The sequence below is a fragment of the Hymenobacter sp. PAMC 26628 genome (assembly GCF_001562275.1).
Lineage (GTDB): Bacteria > Bacteroidota > Bacteroidia > Cytophagales > Hymenobacteraceae > Hymenobacter.
In genome coordinates this window covers 1811209-1827892 of the sequence record NZ_CP014304.1, presented here as the reverse complement: position 1 = coordinate 1827892, position 16684 = coordinate 1811209, and the positions used below count along the sequence as shown (strand labels likewise).

At 62.4% G+C, this 16684-nt stretch carries 9 protein-coding genes; 4 read left to right on the top strand and 5 right to left on the bottom strand.

From position 1 onward, the window contains the following. Nucleotides 1–22 precede the first annotated feature (22 nt). Complete coding sequence (locus AXW84_RS08055; protein WP_082773772.1) at nucleotides 23–3775, bottom strand: methyl-accepting chemotaxis protein; 3753 nt, start codon at nucleotides 3773–3775, stop codon at nucleotides 23–25. A 263-nt stretch (nucleotides 3776–4038) separates the two neighbouring features. On the opposite strand from AXW84_RS08055, the gene topA reads away from it, so the two are divergent. Continuing rightward, entirely contained in the window at nucleotides 4039–6561 is a 2523-nt protein-coding gene (gene topA / locus AXW84_RS08050) for a type I DNA topoisomerase (RefSeq protein WP_068231140.1), read from the top strand. A 112-nt stretch (nucleotides 6562–6673) separates the two neighbouring features. Here topA and AXW84_RS08045 read toward each other — a convergent pair whose 3' ends face one another. Both AXW84_RS08045 and AXW84_RS08040 read right to left on the bottom strand, forming a co-directional pair. Beyond that, on the bottom strand, nucleotides 6674–8170 hold the full coding sequence (locus tag AXW84_RS08045) for a hypothetical protein (protein WP_068231137.1): 1497 nt from the start codon (nucleotides 8168–8170) through the stop codon (nucleotides 6674–6676). Nucleotides 8171–8258: 88 nt separating this feature from the next. Further along, the gene (locus AXW84_RS08040) at nucleotides 8259–8822 is read right to left on the bottom strand and encodes a Crp/Fnr family transcriptional regulator (RefSeq protein ID WP_068231134.1); all 564 of its coding nucleotides are present in this window, start codon (nucleotides 8820–8822) and stop codon (nucleotides 8259–8261) included. A 360-nt stretch (nucleotides 8823–9182) separates the two neighbouring features. Here AXW84_RS08040 and AXW84_RS08035 point away from each other — a divergent pair, with 360 nt between their 5' ends. Together AXW84_RS08035 and AXW84_RS08030 are read left to right on the top strand one after the other, a co-directional pair. Continuing rightward, the gene (locus AXW84_RS08035; protein WP_068231131.1) at nucleotides 9183–9869 is read left to right on the top strand and encodes an SIR2 family NAD-dependent protein deacylase; all 687 of its coding nucleotides are present in this window, start codon (nucleotides 9183–9185) and stop codon (nucleotides 9867–9869) included. Between the two features lie 79 nt (nucleotides 9870–9948). Continuing rightward, the gene (locus AXW84_RS08030; RefSeq protein WP_082773771.1) at nucleotides 9949–10938 is read left to right on the top strand and encodes a Ppx/GppA phosphatase family protein; all 990 of its coding nucleotides are present in this window, start codon (nucleotides 9949–9951) and stop codon (nucleotides 10936–10938) included. 143 nt (nucleotides 10939–11081) lie between these two features. On the opposite strand, the gene ppk1 is transcribed toward AXW84_RS08030, so the two are convergent. After that, entirely contained in the window at nucleotides 11082–13418 is a 2337-nt protein-coding gene (ppk1, locus tag AXW84_RS08025) for a polyphosphate kinase 1 (protein ID WP_236943281.1), read from the bottom strand. 125 nt (nucleotides 13419–13543) lie between these two features. On the opposite strand from ppk1, the gene AXW84_RS08020 reads away from it, so the two are divergent. Beyond that, complete coding sequence (locus AXW84_RS08020; RefSeq protein WP_068231128.1) at nucleotides 13544–14380, top strand: DNA translocase FtsK; 837 nt, start codon at nucleotides 13544–13546, stop codon at nucleotides 14378–14380. Between the two features lie 303 nt (nucleotides 14381–14683). Here AXW84_RS08020 and gyrB read toward each other — a convergent pair whose 3' ends face one another. Next, nucleotides 14684–16669: a DNA topoisomerase (ATP-hydrolyzing) subunit B gene (gene gyrB / locus AXW84_RS08015; protein WP_068231125.1), complete on the bottom strand. Its 1986-nt coding sequence runs from the start codon at nucleotides 16667–16669 to the stop codon at nucleotides 14684–14686. Nucleotides 16670–16684 lie beyond the last annotated feature (15 nt).

Below are 16684 nucleotides of genomic sequence, written 5' to 3'. Positions count from 1 at the left end.
GGCGAAGGAAACGGTCAACAAATTATTTGCCAGCCGCTTTGGGCTTCACTTTTTTCGGGCGCGCCTTGGCTGCGGGCTGGCCGTTGGGAGCCGGGGCGGGCACCTCGGGGGCCCCGGCAGCCGTTTTGCGCACAGCTCGGGCCGGCTTAGCAGCGGGAGATGCCGCGGGCCGGCCGGCCGGTGCGGTGGGGGCCCCGGCGGGCTTGTGGCCATTGGTGGCTGCACCGTTGCTCGGGGCCTGGCCGTGGGCACTGGTGCGAGCAATGATGCGGCGGCGCACGGGCGGCGCGGGCTCCGGCTCGGGTTCCGGTTCGGCTTCCACATAGTCGCCGAGCTGGAAAGCCGAGAGGCCAAGTTGCAAGTCGTCGGCAATGTCGGTGAGGCGCTGGCTGCTGGTGGTCAACTCCTGCATCGAGGTGCTCAGCTGCTGGGCCGTGCCGGCCACCTGCTGGGTGCCGGTGGCAGTTTGCTCGGCAATGGCCACCACTTCCTCCACGTACTTCACCACGTCGCCAATGGAAGTGCGCTGCACTTCGGTAGCCGTGAGGATGTCGCGCGAAGTGCGCAGGGTTTCGCCACTGCTGGTGGCAATGTTTTTGAAGGCCGCGCTGGCCTCGAAGGTGGCGTTTTTGCCCTTGAGCACCCGCCCTTCCATCGTGCTGATGGCGGTGGCGGCGGTGGTAGTGTCCTTCTTCACATCGTCCACCAAGGTGCCGATTTCGCTGGCCGACTTGCGCGAGCTTTCCGCCAGCTTGCGGATTTCTTCGGCCACCACGGCGAAGCCCCGGCCCGCCTCGCCGGCCCGGGCCGCTTCAATGGCGGCGTTCAGGGCCAGCAAGTTGGTTTGGGAGGCAATGTCCGTAATCACGCTCAGCGACTTGCTGATTTCCTGCGAGCGGGTGCTAAGCACTTCGATGGTGCGCGAGGTTTGCGAAGCGGCGCTGGAAATCTCTTCCATGTTTTTCACCACTTCGGCCACCGTTTTTAGGCCCAGCTGCGAGGTTTGCTCGCCCATGATGGCCGATTTGTTTACCACGTCGGCCTTGTCAGCCGTTTCCTTGGTGGCCTGCATGATTTCCTCGATCAGCTTGAACGCCTGGTCGGTTTTGAGGGCCTGGTTTTGGGCCCCCTCGGCCATTTGCTGCATGGCCAGCGCCACGTTGGCCGTCACGCTGCTCATAGCCTGGCCTTTTTCCACCATCTCTTCCGAAGAAGTACCCACCACCTGGGCCGAATCATTGATTTCGCTCAGCAAGTCGTTCACGCTCACCACGGCCAGGTTCAGGGCGCTGCTCATGGTTTCGAGGTCGCCGGCCGTTTGCACTTCCACCTGTTGGGTAAAGTCGCCTTCGGAGATGGCGCGCACCACGCGGCTCACCTCCAGCACCGGCAGGGCAATAGCTTCGAGCAGGGCGTTGAGGGTGTCCACTAGCTCTTTCCACGAACCCGACACATCAGTCACCGTAGCGCGTTCCGTCAGCTTGCCCTCGGCGCCGGCCACGCGGGCCACGCGGCTCACTTCCGAGGCCAGGCGGTTCAGGTCGTCCACCATGCGGTTGATGGTGGCGGCCAGGTCGGCCACCTCACCGGCCGCTTCCAGCGTTAGCTTGCGGGTCAAGTCGCCCTGGCTCACGGCCGTCACCACCGCCACGATGCCGCGCACCTGCGTGGTGAGGTTGGCGGCCATCACGTTCACGTTGTCCGTCAAGTCTTTCCAGGTGCCCGATACGTTGGGCACGTTGGCCTGGCCCCCGAGTTGGCCCTCGGTGCCCACTTCGCGCGCCACGCGGGTCACTTCGCCGGCGAAGATGTTGAGCGAGTCCACCATCTGGCTCAGGATGTTCTTCAGGTCCAAAATCTCGCCCTGCGCGTCCACCGTCATCTTCTGGCTCAAGTCGCCCCGGGCCACGGCCGTGGCCACGTTGGCGATGTCGCGCACCTGAGAAGTCAGGTTCGCCGCCATCGTGTTCACGTTGTCCGTCAAGTCTTTCCAGGTACCGCGCACGCCGGGTACGCTGGCTTGGCCGCCGAGTTTGCCCTCGGTGCCCACCTCGCGCGCCACCCGCGTCACCTCGTCGCCGAACACGTTCAGCGAGTCCACCATCTGGTTGAGGTTCTCCTTGAGCTGCAACAGCTCGCCCTTTACGTTCACCGTGATTTTCTGGCTCAAATCGCCGCGGGCCACGGCGGTGGCCACGTTGGCAATGTCGCGCACCTGGCTCGTCAGGTTCGAGGCCATCGTGTTCACGTTGTCCGTCAGCTCCTTCCACACCCCGCCCACGCGGGGCACGTTGGCTTGGCCACCCAAAATGCCCTCGGTGCCCACTTCGCGCGCCACGCGGGTCACTTCGCCGGCGAAGATGTTGAGCGAGTCCACCATCTGGCTCAGGATGTTCTTCAGGTCCAAAATCTCGCCCTGCGCGTCCACCGTCATCTTCTGGCTCAGGTCGCCGCGGGCCACGGCCGTGGCCACGTTGGCAATGTCGCGCACTTGGCTCGTCAGGTTCGCCGCCATCGTGTTCACGTTGTCCGTCAGCTCCTTCCAGGTGCCGGCCGCCCGGGGTACCACGGCCTGGCCGCCGAGCTTGCCCTCGGTGCCCACCTCGCGCGCCACGCGGGTCACCTCGTCGCCGAACACGTTCAGCGAGTCCACCATCTGGTTGAGGATGTTTTTCAGCTCCAGGATTTCGCCCTTCACGTTCACCGTCATCTTCTGGCTGAGGTCGCCGCGGGCCACGGCCGTGGCCACGTTGGCGATGTCGCGCACTTGGCTCGTCAGGTTCGCCGCCATATTGTTCACGTTGTCCGTCAGGCCCTTCCACACGCCGCTTACGCCGGGCACCAGGGCCTGGCCCCCAAGCTGGCCCTCGGTGCCCACGTCCTGGGCCACGCGGCTCACCTCGCCGGCAAACAGGTTCAGCGAGTCCACCATGCCGTTGAGGTTCTGCTTGAGTTGGAGCAATTCGCCCTTCAGCTCCACGGTCACTTTCTGGCTGAGGTCGCCGCGGGCCACGGCCGTGGCCACGTTGGCGATGTCGCGCACTTGGCTCGTCAGGTTCGAGGCCATCGTGTTTACGTTGTCCGTCAGCTCCTTCCACACCCCGCCGGCGTTGGGCACCACGGCCTGGCCACCCAGGCGACCCTCGGTGCCCACGTCCTGGGCCACGCGGCTCACCTCGGAGGCAAACACGTTCAGGTTGTCAATCGTCTTGTTGATGGTTTCGGCCATCACTTTGAAGTCGCCCGACACCGGAATTTGAAAGCTTTCGTCGAGGTTGCCGCGGCTGATGTTTTTCAACACCTTGCCCACTTCCAGCACCGGCACCGCGATGCTGTCGACCAAGCCGTTGATGTTGTTGATCATGTCGCGCCAGAAGCCCGAGGCCCCGTCGGCCGAGGCGCGGGCCTTGAGGTTACCTTCTACGCCAGCCACCTTGCTGATGCGCGACACCTCGCCCCCCACGCCGCCGATCATGGCCACCATGGAGTTGTAGGCCTCGGCGATTTCCGAGAAAATATCGTCGTTCTGCTTGGTCAGGCGCACGCTCACATCGCCTTTTTTAAAGGCATCGAGTGCGTAGAGCACCCGGTTGAGCTGGTCGTTGACGTAGCCCGGGTCCTGGGTGTCGACGGAGCCGCGCGAGCTGCCGCGCTTGCGGGTCAGGTCGTTGGTCGTCCGCGAGCCATCGTGCGTCGCAGCGGCGGGGGCCTCCTCCGCGGCGGCGGCGGCGGGGGCCCGCCGGGGCTTGGGTTGCGGAGTTCTAGGGGAAGCCATAAGGAGATGGTAGATATAGCGTGGGGAGGAAGAGGCCGAGGGGCGGGCGAAGGTCGCCCCTCCGGGCCGTGTTTGCAAAGATAGGCCGGGCGAGGCGGGGCCGAAACCGGGATAACGGCGGGGTTGTTGTGAAGGCACGGGGCCCCGGATGGGATTATTGCGGCATCTTTACGCCCTATACTTGTAATCTTCTAACCTTCGGCTACCGTTTTTGCGTTACGTCTACCCCATCCATATGCTCGCACTCTACTCCTTTCCACTTTATGGTTAAGAATTTAGTTATTGTCGAATCACCGGCCAAGGCCAAAACCATTGAAGGCTACCTGGGCCAGGACTTCGTGGTGCGCTCCAGCTACGGCCACGTGCGCGATTTGCCCAAAGACAACAATGCCATTGATATCGCCAACGGCTTCAAGCCCACTTATGTGGTATCGGCCGATAAAAAAGAGCTGATAGCGCAACTAAAGAAGCTGTCTAAAGAAGCCGAAACCGTGTGGTTGGCGAGTGACGACGACCGCGAGGGCGAAGCCATTTCCTGGCACTTGGCCGAAACGCTGAACTTGGCGCCGGCCAAAACCCGGCGCATTGTGTTCCGCGAAATCACCAAGAATGCCATCCTGGGGGCCATTGACAACCCGCGCGAGGTAGACCAGAACCTGGTGAACGCCCAGCAAGCCCGCCGCGTGCTCGACCGCTTGGTGGGCTTCGAGCTGAGCCCCGTGCTCTGGAAAAAGGTGAAGCCCGGCCTGAGCGCCGGCCGCGTGCAGAGCGTGGCCGTGCGCCTGGTGGTGGAGCGCGAGCGCGAAATCAGCCACTTCCTCAGCGCCAGTGCCTACCGCGTGGTGGCCCGCTTCGACGCCGGCCGCGGGGCCGTGCTGGAAGCCGAGCTGCCCACGCGCTTCAAAACCCGCGCCGAGGCCGAAGCCTTCCTGGGCAATTGCGTGGGGGCCACCTACAAGATCGAGAGCCTCGACAAAAAGCCCGGCAAGCGCAGCCCAGCGGCGCCGTTCACCACGAGCACACTTCAGCAGGAGGCTTCGCGCAAGCTGGGCTACTCGGTGGCCCAAACCATGAGCGTGGCCCAGAAGCTGTACGAAGCTGGCAAAATCAGCTACATGCGGACCGACTCGGTGAACCTGTCGCAGGACGCGCAGGTGGGGGCCCAGGCGGCCATTACGGCGGCATACGGCGCCGAATACCACCACCACCGCACGTTCAAAACCAAGTCGGCCTCGGCCCAGGAGGCCCACGAAGCCATTCGCCCCACCGATTTCGGAGCCGCGAAGGCCGGGGCCGACGCCTCGGAGCAGCGCCTCTACGACCTGATTCGCAAGCGGGCCCTGGCTTCGCAGATGGCGGAGGCCGTGATTGAGCGCACCACGGCCGTGATTGGCATCAGCACGCAGCCGGGCACCACGCTCTCGGCTACGGGCGAGGTGATTACGTTCGAAGGTTTCCTAAAAGTATATGCCGAAAGCAAGGACGACGAGGACGAGGACGACGCAACCAAGGACGGCGAAAGCAGCTTCTCGCGTGGCTTGCCGCCCCTGAGCGTGGGCCAGGCCCTGCCCTTGCAGCGCCTCAGCGCCACGGAGCGGTTTTCGGCTCCGCCGGCCCGCTACACGGAAGCTTCGCTGGTGAAGAAATTGGAAGAGCTGGGCATTGGCCGGCCTTCCACCTACGCCCCTACCATCAGCACAGTGCAAAAGCGCGGCTACGTGGAAAAAGACACCCGCGAGGGCAAGGAGCGCAAGTTCCACGTGCTAACGCTGGAGGGCCCCGAGGTGCAAACGGAAGTCAAGACCGAGAACTACGGCGCGGAGAAAGCCAAGCTGTTCCCGACGGACACCGCCATGGTGGTCAACGACTTCCTGGTGGCGCACTTCCCCACGGTGGTGGACTTTCAGTTCACGGCCAAGGTGGAGGACGAGTTCGACCAGATTGCCAACGGCCACGAGGATTGGACGAAGATGCTGACCGGCTTCTACGACAAGTTCCACGCGACCATCGAGGCCGGGCAGGACATTGAGCGCAGCACCTTGGGCAGCACCCGCGAGCTGGGCGTGCACCCCGAAACGGGCGAGAAAATAACCGCCCGCCTGGGCAAATACGGCCCCTACGTGGCCCTGGGCGACCCCGACGGCGAAGTAAAGCCCGCGTACGCCAACCTGCGCAAAGGCCAGTTCATCGAGAACCTGACCCTGGAGGACGCCCTGGAGCTGTTCAAGCTGCCGCGCATCGTGGGGCAGTTCGAGGACAAGGACATGACGGCCAACCTGGGCCGCTTCGGGCCCTACGTGCGCCACGACAGCAAGTTTTTCTCCCTCACCAAGGAGCAGGACCCGCACACCATCAACGCCGAGGAAGCCGTGGCGCTGATTGAGAACAAGCGCAAAACCGACGCCGAGCGCCTTATCAAGGCCTTCCCCGAAAATCCGGACATTCAAGTGCTCAACGGGCGCTTTGGGCCCTACATTGTGGCGGGCAAGAAGAACGTGAAGATTCCGAAGGGCGAAGAGCCCACCGACCTGACGCTGGAGCGCTGCCTGGAGCTGGCCGAGGCCACGCCCGACAAGCCCGCCAAGGGCGGCCGCTTCGGCAAGAAGGCGGCCCCCGCGAAGGAGGACAAAACCGACGAGCCAGCCAAGAAAAAGCCGGCCGCCGCCAAAAAGCCCGCGGCAAAGAAGGCCTCGACGGCCAAAGCCAAGGCCACTACTGCCGCGGCGGCCAAGAAACCAGCCGCGGCCAAGAAGCCAGCCGCGAAAAAAGCAGCGGTAGCCAAGTAGCTGCTCGCCCACCCTATTATTATTTAAAAGAAGACCCGCCTGCGGCGGGTCTTCTTTTTGTTTAGGCACCGCTAGGGGCCCCACAACGCAACTCGAAAGGCTTTTTAGCCGCTCAATACCGGCCACCCTGCCGCCAGCGGCCCACTACGGCTAGCCAAAACAAGCTGCCCAGGCAAAGCCAGGCAAACCAGTCGCCCCAGGCCCGGTAGGGCGTCCACACCTTTTGCACCGGCACGGTGGCCACGAACGCCTGCACGCTGGGCAGCAGGTGGTACTGGCTGCGCACCTCTTCGCCGTAAGCCGTAGTCAGGCTGCTTTTGCCCTGGCCCGTGATGCGAAACAGCGCGAAACCGTTTTCCAGGGCCCGTGCTGCCGCCATGCGGGCGTGCAGATCCCCAATGCCGGGCCAGTCAGCCGCCGGCGCAAACACGATGTCGGCGGCCCCGGCCTGCCGGATAAGGCTGGGGTAGTCAAAATCCGCGCAGATGGCCCCTGCGTAGGCCACGGCCCCCACCCGAAATACGGTGGGCGGCTGCTGCGCACCCACGGCCGGCTCTCGCCCGCTAACCGGCTTGTTCTTCATGTAGTCGTAAACGACGAGCCCCCGCGGGGAGAAGATAGTCAGGTGGTTGGTACCGGGCCGGGCCGGGAATCCTTGGTCCACCAGGAAATAGGTGACGCCCAGGTACAGGCCGTTGGCGGCGGCGAAGATGGCGTTGCGGGTGGCAAATGCGGCAGAGTCGGGCCGGTACACGACCAAGGCCGCCTCGTTCCAGATGGCCCACTGAGGCCGGTACCGCTGCGCGTACTGCCGGGTCTGGGCCAGGTAATAGCGGTGCGCCGCCGCGGCCTTTTGCCGGATAAGCGCGCTGTCAAGGCGCAGCGTCAGGTGCCGGTTTCCTACCACGTCTCGAAACCAAGGCCACGAGCGGGCGTCCTGAAATGTGAGGCCCAGCACGCGCACGCCCGCCCGCGCCGGTGCCTGCTGCCGCACCCGCAGCCATCCCCCGCCCAGGCACATGGCGAGCAGCCCCAGCGCCACCCCCACCGGCCACCCGCCGTGCTGGCCGGCCCGCCGCTGCTGCCCGGCCGCGAACAGCAGGCTGGCGGTGGCGTACAGCACAAACGTCACGCCATAAATACCCGTCCAGGCCGTCAGCTGCAAGAGGTACAGGTTGCCCTGCGAGTACCCCACCGAGCCCCAGGTGCCGTTGGGCCCCAGCGCCAGCACGTACTCGGCGCTGACCGCCGCCAGGGGCAGCAGCAGCCAGCGGGCCGCCGGGGGCACGCGGCTTGCCATCCCCTGGCGCAGCAAAAAGGGAAGGAGGTAGGCAGCCGCAAAAGCGAGATTGGTCAGGTGAAAGGCTGCCCCGGTTAAGTTGTTGACAGTGTGCTGGGTGCTGTAAACAAGGGTGAGACCCAGCACCCCCACGGCGTAGGCCACCCAAGGCCGCGCCTGGTGAAACAACACGAGCCATAGCAGGGGGGTCGCCCAGGCCAACAGCTCCCAGCCAGGGTGCTCGCTTAGCAGGTATTCCAGGGCCCCGAGCGGCCCAATAAGCAGGAGCCAGGCCAGCCAACGGCGCCCAGCAAAACGAAGAGAAAGCATGGGGCAAAGGTGCTGCCCGGAGAGGCCCAGGCTACTTGATTGCAATCAAGAAATGCGGTGCGGGCTGTTGGTTGCCAGCTCGCTTTGGCTAGCCCTTCGCTCGAACCCGGCTGAGCGTTTCTGGGGTGATGCCCAGGTACGAGGCAACCATGCCCAGCGGCAGGCGGCCCAGAATTGGCCGGTAGTGGGCGCAGAAGTGCTGATACTTCTCGGCCGGCGAGGTGAAGCGCAGCGAATTCAGTCGTTCCGACTGCTCGATAAACTGCGCGCTCATAATAACGCGCCCGAAGCGTTCCATCTCGTGAAATCGGTCGAATAGGTAAAGCAAATCGTCCAGCCCCAGCGAGTAGGCTTCCGTGGGCTCGATGGCCGCGATGGCGTAAGCGTCGGGCTCGCCCCGCATGAAGCTGTAGGCCGAGGTCATCCACGCGTTTTCTGCTGCAAAGCCATCGGTCACGAGTTTACCATCCTTATCAAAATAAATACGCACGAGCCCCTGCTCAATCCAGTAGGTGCGCCGGCACACAGTGTCGGCCGCGTGAAGCAGCTCGTGCTTGCCGAAGTGGTGGTGCTGCGCCCGCTGGCGCAATTCCTCCACTAGTGGCGGCGAGGGCGTGGTAAACTGCGCAATGTGCTGAAGAAACGCGTGCATAGGGTAGAGACAGCGGGGCTTGAGAAGCGAAGAGCAGCGCCGGAAAGGTACAACCCACATCATCCTGCTGGGCAGTTGGGACTACCGGACAGGCTTTCTGAACTGTGTTATTGCCTTTGCATGGTCATTGACCTGCAAAAGAAAACTGGATAAATTGCCTAACATGGTGGAAGCTTTACTGGACAAACAGCCCTGTCAATCGCTGAATGCGGAATTTCAGCATTTATTACATTCGTTATCAAATCTTTAACTAAAGCCAAAGTTCGAGCTATTGCGCATGGGCCCGGCATCTACCTTCAGCCCGTGGTTCTTGCGCCTTGCTTTACCAAGTACCCTATTATTTACTCAACCATTTTTCCAATGCAACACCTCGTCGTTCTTACTGGCGCCGGCGTTTCCGCCGAGTCCGGCATCCGCACTTTTCGCGACACCAATGGGCTGTGGGAAGACCACCGCGTGGAGGACGTGGCCTCGCCCGAAGGCTTTGCCCGCGACCCCGCGCTGGTACTCGATTTCTATAACCAGCGGCGGCGGCAGGCCAAGGAAGTGCAGCCCAACGCCGCGCATAGGGCCCTGGCGGGCTTCGAGGCGCACCCCGGCTGGCGCGTGAGCATCATCACCCAGAACGTGGACGACCTGCACGAGCGCGCCGGCTCGACGGACGTGCTGCACCTGCACGGCATGCTGAACCAGATGCGCACCGTGGCCGACGAAACCACGGTGTACGATTGCCCCGATGACATTAAGCTCGGCGATTTGGGCCCCGATGGCGCCCAGCTACGGCCGCACATCGTGTGGTTTGGCGAGATGGTGCCCGCCATCGAGGAAGCGGCCGAAACCGTGGCCACCGCCGACGCGCTGCTCGTGGTGGGCACCTCGCTGCAAGTGTACCCCGCTGCGGGGCTGCTGCACTACGCCCCGGCTGCATGCCCGGTGTTTGTCATCGACCCGCACCAGCCGCCGGCCGGCCGGCGCGGCGTGCGCTACGTAGTGGCCCCAGCCAGCACGGGCGTGCCCGAGGTGTTGGCCGAGCTGGGGGCCCCGTAGCTTCCGTTGCACGGGCACAGCCGGGGTTAGCCAGCCCGCGCTACCTTTGCCCGCTTCCAATCACCCAATTTTTTTGCCTGTGGAGTTTCCGCTTTGCAAACTGGCCGTTATCGACATCGGCTCCAACGCGGTGCGGTGCCAGATTTCGGCCGTGCTCAACTACGAAGGCAAGTTTCGGCTCAAGCGCGTCGAGTACGTGCGTTACCCTATGCGGCTCGGTGAAGACGTTTTCGCCACCGGCCAGATTTCGCCCCGCAAGGAAGAGAAGTTCGTCAAGTTCCTGCACTCGCTCAAGCTGTTAATGGAGGTGCACGAAGTAGCCCACCACCTCATCTGCGCTACTTCGGCCATGCGCGGCGCCACCAACGGCGCAGCCATCGCCACCCGCGTGCGTGAAGAGCTAGGCCTGCACATCCAGGTGATTGACGGCCAAGACGAAGCCTTTTACATCAACCGCGTCATCGAGCACCTGCTGGAAGACAACAAGCACTATTTGCACATCGATGTAGGTGGCGGCAGCACTGAGTTCAACATTTACCACGACCGCCGTAAGGTGGCCGCGCAGTCGTTCGAAATCGGCTCTATCCGCCGGATGCAGCAGGAAGAAAGCGGGGGCCCCAGCACCGGCGCCCAGGACGACCTCTGGGCCCGCATGGAGGCCTGGGTGCGCGAAAATGCCCGCCGCTACCACGTCACCCGCGCCATCGGCACGGGCGGTAACATCAACAAGCTCTACACCATGTCGCCGGCCGCGCCCAACAAAGCCGTAGCTCGCCGCAGCCTCGAAACCATCCTGGCCCGCCTCGCTAGCCTCACTATGGAGGAGCGCGTGAACGTGGCCATGCTCAACCCCGACCGCGCCGACGTCATCATCCCCGCCGGCCACATCTACCTCTCGGCCATGCACTGGGCCAACGTGAGCAGCATGATCGTGCCCGACATCGGCCTGAAAGACGGCATGCTCCAGGCCCTGTTCGAGGAGCATTTCGATGAAATCAGTCCCGCCAGCGGCCACCCCGCCCACCCGCCCGTGCCCGACGTGCAGAACATGCCCGCCGGCATGGAATAGTAGGTGCTCGACAGCTATACTCCAGTCATCCAGAATATCCTGCTTAAATGCGCAAAATGTTCAGGATGACAAGGGGGTGCGGTGGCTATACTTTGATACGCGCCCCCTACGTCTCAAGGTCCTCACCGGACCACATGCCCCAATTACTCCAGCCCAGCCTGCACCGCTTCGGCCTCGGCATTCACGCCGGTCAGGTTTTCCTCGTCGCCAATGCCTTCGCCAAAAGTCGAATCAGGGCCCTGGACTTCGGTTTGCGCGGCATTTTCGGCAGCCTCAGTTTCGGCGGCGACCAGCGCGGCGGCTACTTCCAGGCGGCGGGCCGTTTGCTGGGCCAGCAGGGCCAACAGGCCCTCGGGAGTAGCCAGGGCCAGCTGGGCTTCGTCGCGCTTGTAGAAGTCCTTGTGCACGTTCACGACGGGTTCGCCAGCGGCCGGGCGCTGCCGGATGTAGGCCCCGTCTTCGCGCATCACGTAGCTATTCTGGTTGTCCAGCAGATTGAGCATCAAGATGCTGATGGCTTCGCGCCGCAGCTGCGGGTTCACAATCAAGAACAGGGCCTCGATGCGGCGGTCAAAGGATCGTACCATCACATCGGCCGAGCCGGCGTATACGCGGGCGTCGCCGCCGTTGTGGAAGTAGAACAGCCGCGCGTGCTCCAAGTACTCGCCCACGATGCTGCGCACCTCGATGTTGTCGCTCAACCCCGGCCGGCCCGGCCGCAGGCAGCAAATGCCCCGCACAATAAACCGGATGGGCACGCCGGCCCTGGCCGCTTTGTAAAATTCGTCAATCAACTCCTTGTCTTCCAAAGAGTTCATTTTCATTACAATGCCACTGGGGTGGCCTTTCTTAGCGTGCTTCACCTCCTCGCGCACCAAATGGATGAGCTGCTGACGCATGTCCTTGGGGGCCGTGATGAGGTATTCATAGTCATCGGGCTGCGAGTGGCCGGTGATGACGTTGAAGAACTCCGACACGTCGTGGCCGTAGGTGTCGTTGGTCGTCAGCAGGCTTAGGTCGGTGTAGAGGCGCGAGGTTTGCTCGTTGTAGTTGCCCGAGCCGATGTGCACGTAGCGCGTCACCTTCTCCCCTTCCTTGCGGATGATCATCAGCAACTTGGTGTGCGTCTTGTACTTGCTCACCCCGTAAATCACGAAGCAGCCGGCCTTTTCCAGCCGGGCCCCCTCGCGGATGTTCTTCTCCTCGTCGAAGCGCGCCTTCACCTCAAACAGCACCGACACGTGCTTGCCGTTTTCAGCCGCCTTAAGCAGCGCCGCGCTCACCCGTGACTCGTCAGCCAGCCGGTAAATCGTCTGCTTGATGCCCAGCACCTGCGGGTCTTCGGCGGCTTGTTCCAGCAGCCGCACCATCGGCTCAATGCTGTTGTAGGGGTGGTGCAGCAGCACGTCGTGGTGCTTGAGGTACTCGAACAGGTTGTCCTCGGCGCCGTCGGGCAGGCTCAGCGGCATCACCGGCGCCGGCGCCTTGGCGCCCTTGCCCCGGAAATTAGGATGGCGAATAATTTGCCACAGCCCTTTCATGTCGAGCAAGGCACTGATGACGAAAATGTTGCCATTGTCAATATTCCACCGCTCGCGCAAAACTTCCATCAGCAGCAGCGAGGCGTTGGGCTCCACTTCTACGCGCACGACGCGGCCGCGCTTGCGGGTTTTCAGGCCCACCTGAATTTCCTTGATGAAGTCGTTGTCGATGTCGTCGGATTCTTCCAGCGTAAAATCCCCGTTGCGGGTGATGCGCAGCAGGTCGGCCGACAGGATTTCGACGTTGCGGAACAGCCGGGGGAGGTACTCGCGCACGATTTCCTCAATGGGCACGAAAATAACGCGGTCTTTACGCTGCAACTCAAAAAACCGCGTCAGGTTCTGCGGAATCTGCACGAAGGTGATGCGCTCCTGCCCTTTCTCCGCTTCCCCGTCCAGGCCCAGGGCCCCCGGATTGCTGGCCCGCGTCACCACCCCGAAAATGAGCATCTGGTTCATAATCAGCGGGAAGCCATGGTAGGCGTCGTACACCATCGGCGTGAGTAGCGGAAACACCGTGTTTTTAAAGAAGCCGTCGGCCTTACGCGCCTCAATCTCCGTCAAGTCGCTCACCCTCAAAATACTAAAGCCATTTTTTTCAAACACCGGCTTCAACTCGTTCACGTACGTCAAGCTCTGGTCGTTGACGAAGCGGTGGGCAAAATCGAGCAGCTTGCGCCGAAACGGCAGCTCCCGCAGCCCCGAATAGTCCACTCGCTCCTTCCCGTAATCGAGGTAGTTGTAGAGCGAACCCACCCGAATCATGAAGAACTCGTCTAGGTTAGAGCTAGTGATGGCCAGGAACTTGAGCCGGTCGAATAGGCTCTTACCCGCGTCCTGGGCCTGGTCGAGCACCCGGTAGTTGAACCGCATCCAACTCAAATCGCGGCTGATGTACTTGCTCTTACGGATAAGGTCGGCGGACTTGAACAGTTTCATAGGATAGTGGATTGACGCGGATTGTGGCGCGGGCGGGCACCGGGCAGTAAAATAACAACCGTCCGCGTACCTGCCCGGGCCGGGGCCCCAAATAAAAATACAACCCTAGCTGAAAACGACACGATTTGGCGCGGTGGCTCATCACCTTTGGGGCCCTCTTCAACCACCGTCATGTTCATCCCTACCCCGCCTGCCCACGCCTTAGCCGAAACCCTATCTCGGAGTGGGAGCAGCGGCCGGGCGTCGCTTTCGCCGCCGACCCGGCTACGCGGCCGCTCACCCTGGCCCAGCTGTTGCCGCTGTACGAACTCCTGCTAGTGGTTGAGGACGTGAATGTGGACGCCGGCGATGCCCGCACCACCCTGGCCGACGCCGCCAGCTTCGGCGTGGCCACGGCTACCGCCAGCGGCCCGGGCCGCGCGGCGCGGCTGGTAGCGGCCCTCCAGTTTCATCACTACGGACCCACCCCTGCCGGCCCGGACTGTATCGGTCTGCTGAGCATTACCGCCCACTCCGACGCCGATTTGGATATGGACGAACTGACATTTATTACGGAATTCGTACAAAACGCGCTAGGAGAAAACTTCGAAATGATTTTTGGGCATGGCTACCATGATGATTCAGCGGCTTCCGAATTGCGCGTGCATTTGCTCGTCGGCTACGGGGCCCGCGCACCCGCGGTTTTTGTTCGGCCCACCGTCATCCCCAACCCACTCCCGGACGCAGGCGGGCGCGACGCCTCTGCCGAAGCCGCCCGCCTGCTCGTGCGGCACCAACGTGGTAGTAGCGGGCTCATCCAGCGCGAGTTAAAACTGGGGTACAATCGGACTTGCTGCATCATGCAACAACTGCAGCAAGCCGGCATCATCGGCGCTTCGAAGGCAGGCCAATTCCCTCCCGTATTAATTACTGACGAAACGCAATTAGCCCAGCACTTGGCGGGGCTACCCAGCCTCCACTAATCTTGCTCCTAGAACGGCGGTTTTTAACCGTTACCAACTCCTCGGCCTGTAGCGGCGCCCATCCTGAGATGCTAGTCGTGGCTTTAATTTCTACCAGCATGCACGGGTCAATCCGCGCCATTATCAGCACCATAAAAGTTACTGGCCAATCTTAGCGAACTACACGGCGCTAATTACGCGCACTGCTCAGGAGTGACCTACCACGGGCTCCCAGGGCCCCTGGGCGGGATAAGTTGCCTCTTCGTGCCCCAGTAACAAAAGAAAAGGCCCGCTTTGCAGCGGGCCTTTTCTTTTGTTACCAAACTAAACGTCCAGCTTGGCGTACTTGGCGTTTTGCTCGATGAAATCGCGCCGGGGGGCTACTTCGTCGCCCATTAGCATCGAGAACAGGTGGTCGGCTTCCACCGCCGAATCCACGGTTACTTGCTTCAGCGAGCGGGTATCGGGCTGCATGGTGGTCTGCCAGAGCTGTTCGGCGTTCATCTCACCGAGGCCCTTGTAGCGCTGCACGTTCACCGTTTCGGGTTTGCCGCGGCCGAGCTCTTCTTGGGCCCGCTGGCGCTCCTCTTCGGTCCAGCAGTAGCGCTCTTCCTTGCCGCGCTTCACGAGGTAGAACGGCGGCTGGGCGATGTAGATGTAGCCGCTGTCGACTAGGGCCCGCATGTAGCGGAAGAAGAAGGTGAGGATCAGGGTGCGGATGTGCGAGCCGTCCACGTCGGCGTCCGTCATGATGATGACCTTGTGGTAGCGCAGCTTGGCCAGGTTCAGGGCCTTGGCGTCGGCTTCAATGCCTTTCTCTGGGTCAGCGGGCGTGCCGAAGGTCACGCCCAGGGCCGTAATCATGTTACGGATTTCCTCGTTCTCCAGAATGCGGTGCTCCTGGGCCTTCTCCACGTTCAGAATTTTGCCACGCAGCGGCAGAATGGCCTGGAACGCCCGGTTGCGGCCCTGCTTGGCGGTGCCGCCGGCCGAGTCGCCTTCCACGAGGTACAGCTCGCAGATTTCCGGGTCCGATTCCGAGCAGTCGGCCAGCTTGCCAGGCAGCGAGTTCGAGCCCAGCACGGTTTTGCGCTGCACCATTTCGCGGGCCTTGCGGGCGGCGATGCGGGCCTTGGCGGCCAGAATTACTTTCTCAACGATGATGCCGGCCTCGCGGGGGTTTTCCTCCAGGTATTGTTGCAGGATTTCGCCCACCACGGTGTTCACCGCGCCGCTCACGTCGGAGTTGCCGAGCTTGGTTTTGGTCTGGCCCTCAAACTGGGGCTCCTGCACCTTCACCGAAATGACGGCCGTGAGGCCCTCGCGGAAGTCCTCGCCCGAAATCTCCACTTTGGCCCTTTCGAGCTTGCCCGACTTATCGGCGTAGTTCTTCAGGGTGCGGGTGAGGGCGGCGCGGAAGCCGGCCACGTGCGTGCCGCCCTCGATGGTGTTGATGTTGTTGACGTAGGAGTAAATGTGCTCCTGGTAATCGGAGTTGTACTGCAAGGCCACTTCCACCGGCGTGCCGCCCTTCTCGCTCACCACGTGGATGGGCAGGGGCATGAGCACCGTGCGGGCGCTATCGAGGTACTGCACGAACTCGCTGAGGCCCCCCACCGAGTAAAATTCCTCGTAGCGGAAGCCGGTGTTGTCGGCGTTCTGCTCGCGGCGGTCGGTGAGGGTGATGCGGATGCCTTTGTTGAGGTACGAAAGCTCGCGCAGGCGGGTGGCGATGGTATCGTACTTGTAAACGGTTTCGGTGAAGATGCTGTCGTCGGGTAAAAAGTCTACCTGTGTGCCGTGCTCGTCGGTGTCGCCGATTTCCTTCACGGCGTACTGCGGCACGCCAATTTTATAGTCCTGCTCGTAGATGTGGCCCTTGCGGCGCACGGTCACTTTTAGGTCGGTGCTCAACGCGTTCACGCAGCTCACGCCCACGCCGTGCAGGCCCCCGGATACTTTGTAAGAATCTTTGTCAAACTTGCCGCCGGCGTGCAGCACAGTCATCACCACTTCCAGGGCCGAGCGGCCTTCTTTGGCGTGAAAATCGACGGGAATGCCACGCCCGTTGTCGCGCACGGTCACGGAGTTGTTTTCGTTGATGGTAACCTCAATACGGTCGCAGTGGCCGGCCAGGGCCTCGTCGATGGAGTTATCGACCACTTCCCACACCAAATGGTGCAGGCCTTTGACGCCCGTGTCGCCGATGTACATGCTGGGGCGCTTGCGCACGGCCTCCAGTCCTTCCAGCACCTGAATGCTATCGGCCGTGTACTCGGCAGGGGCTTTCTTTTCTGCTATTTCGCTCATGCAAAAGGGGATTAA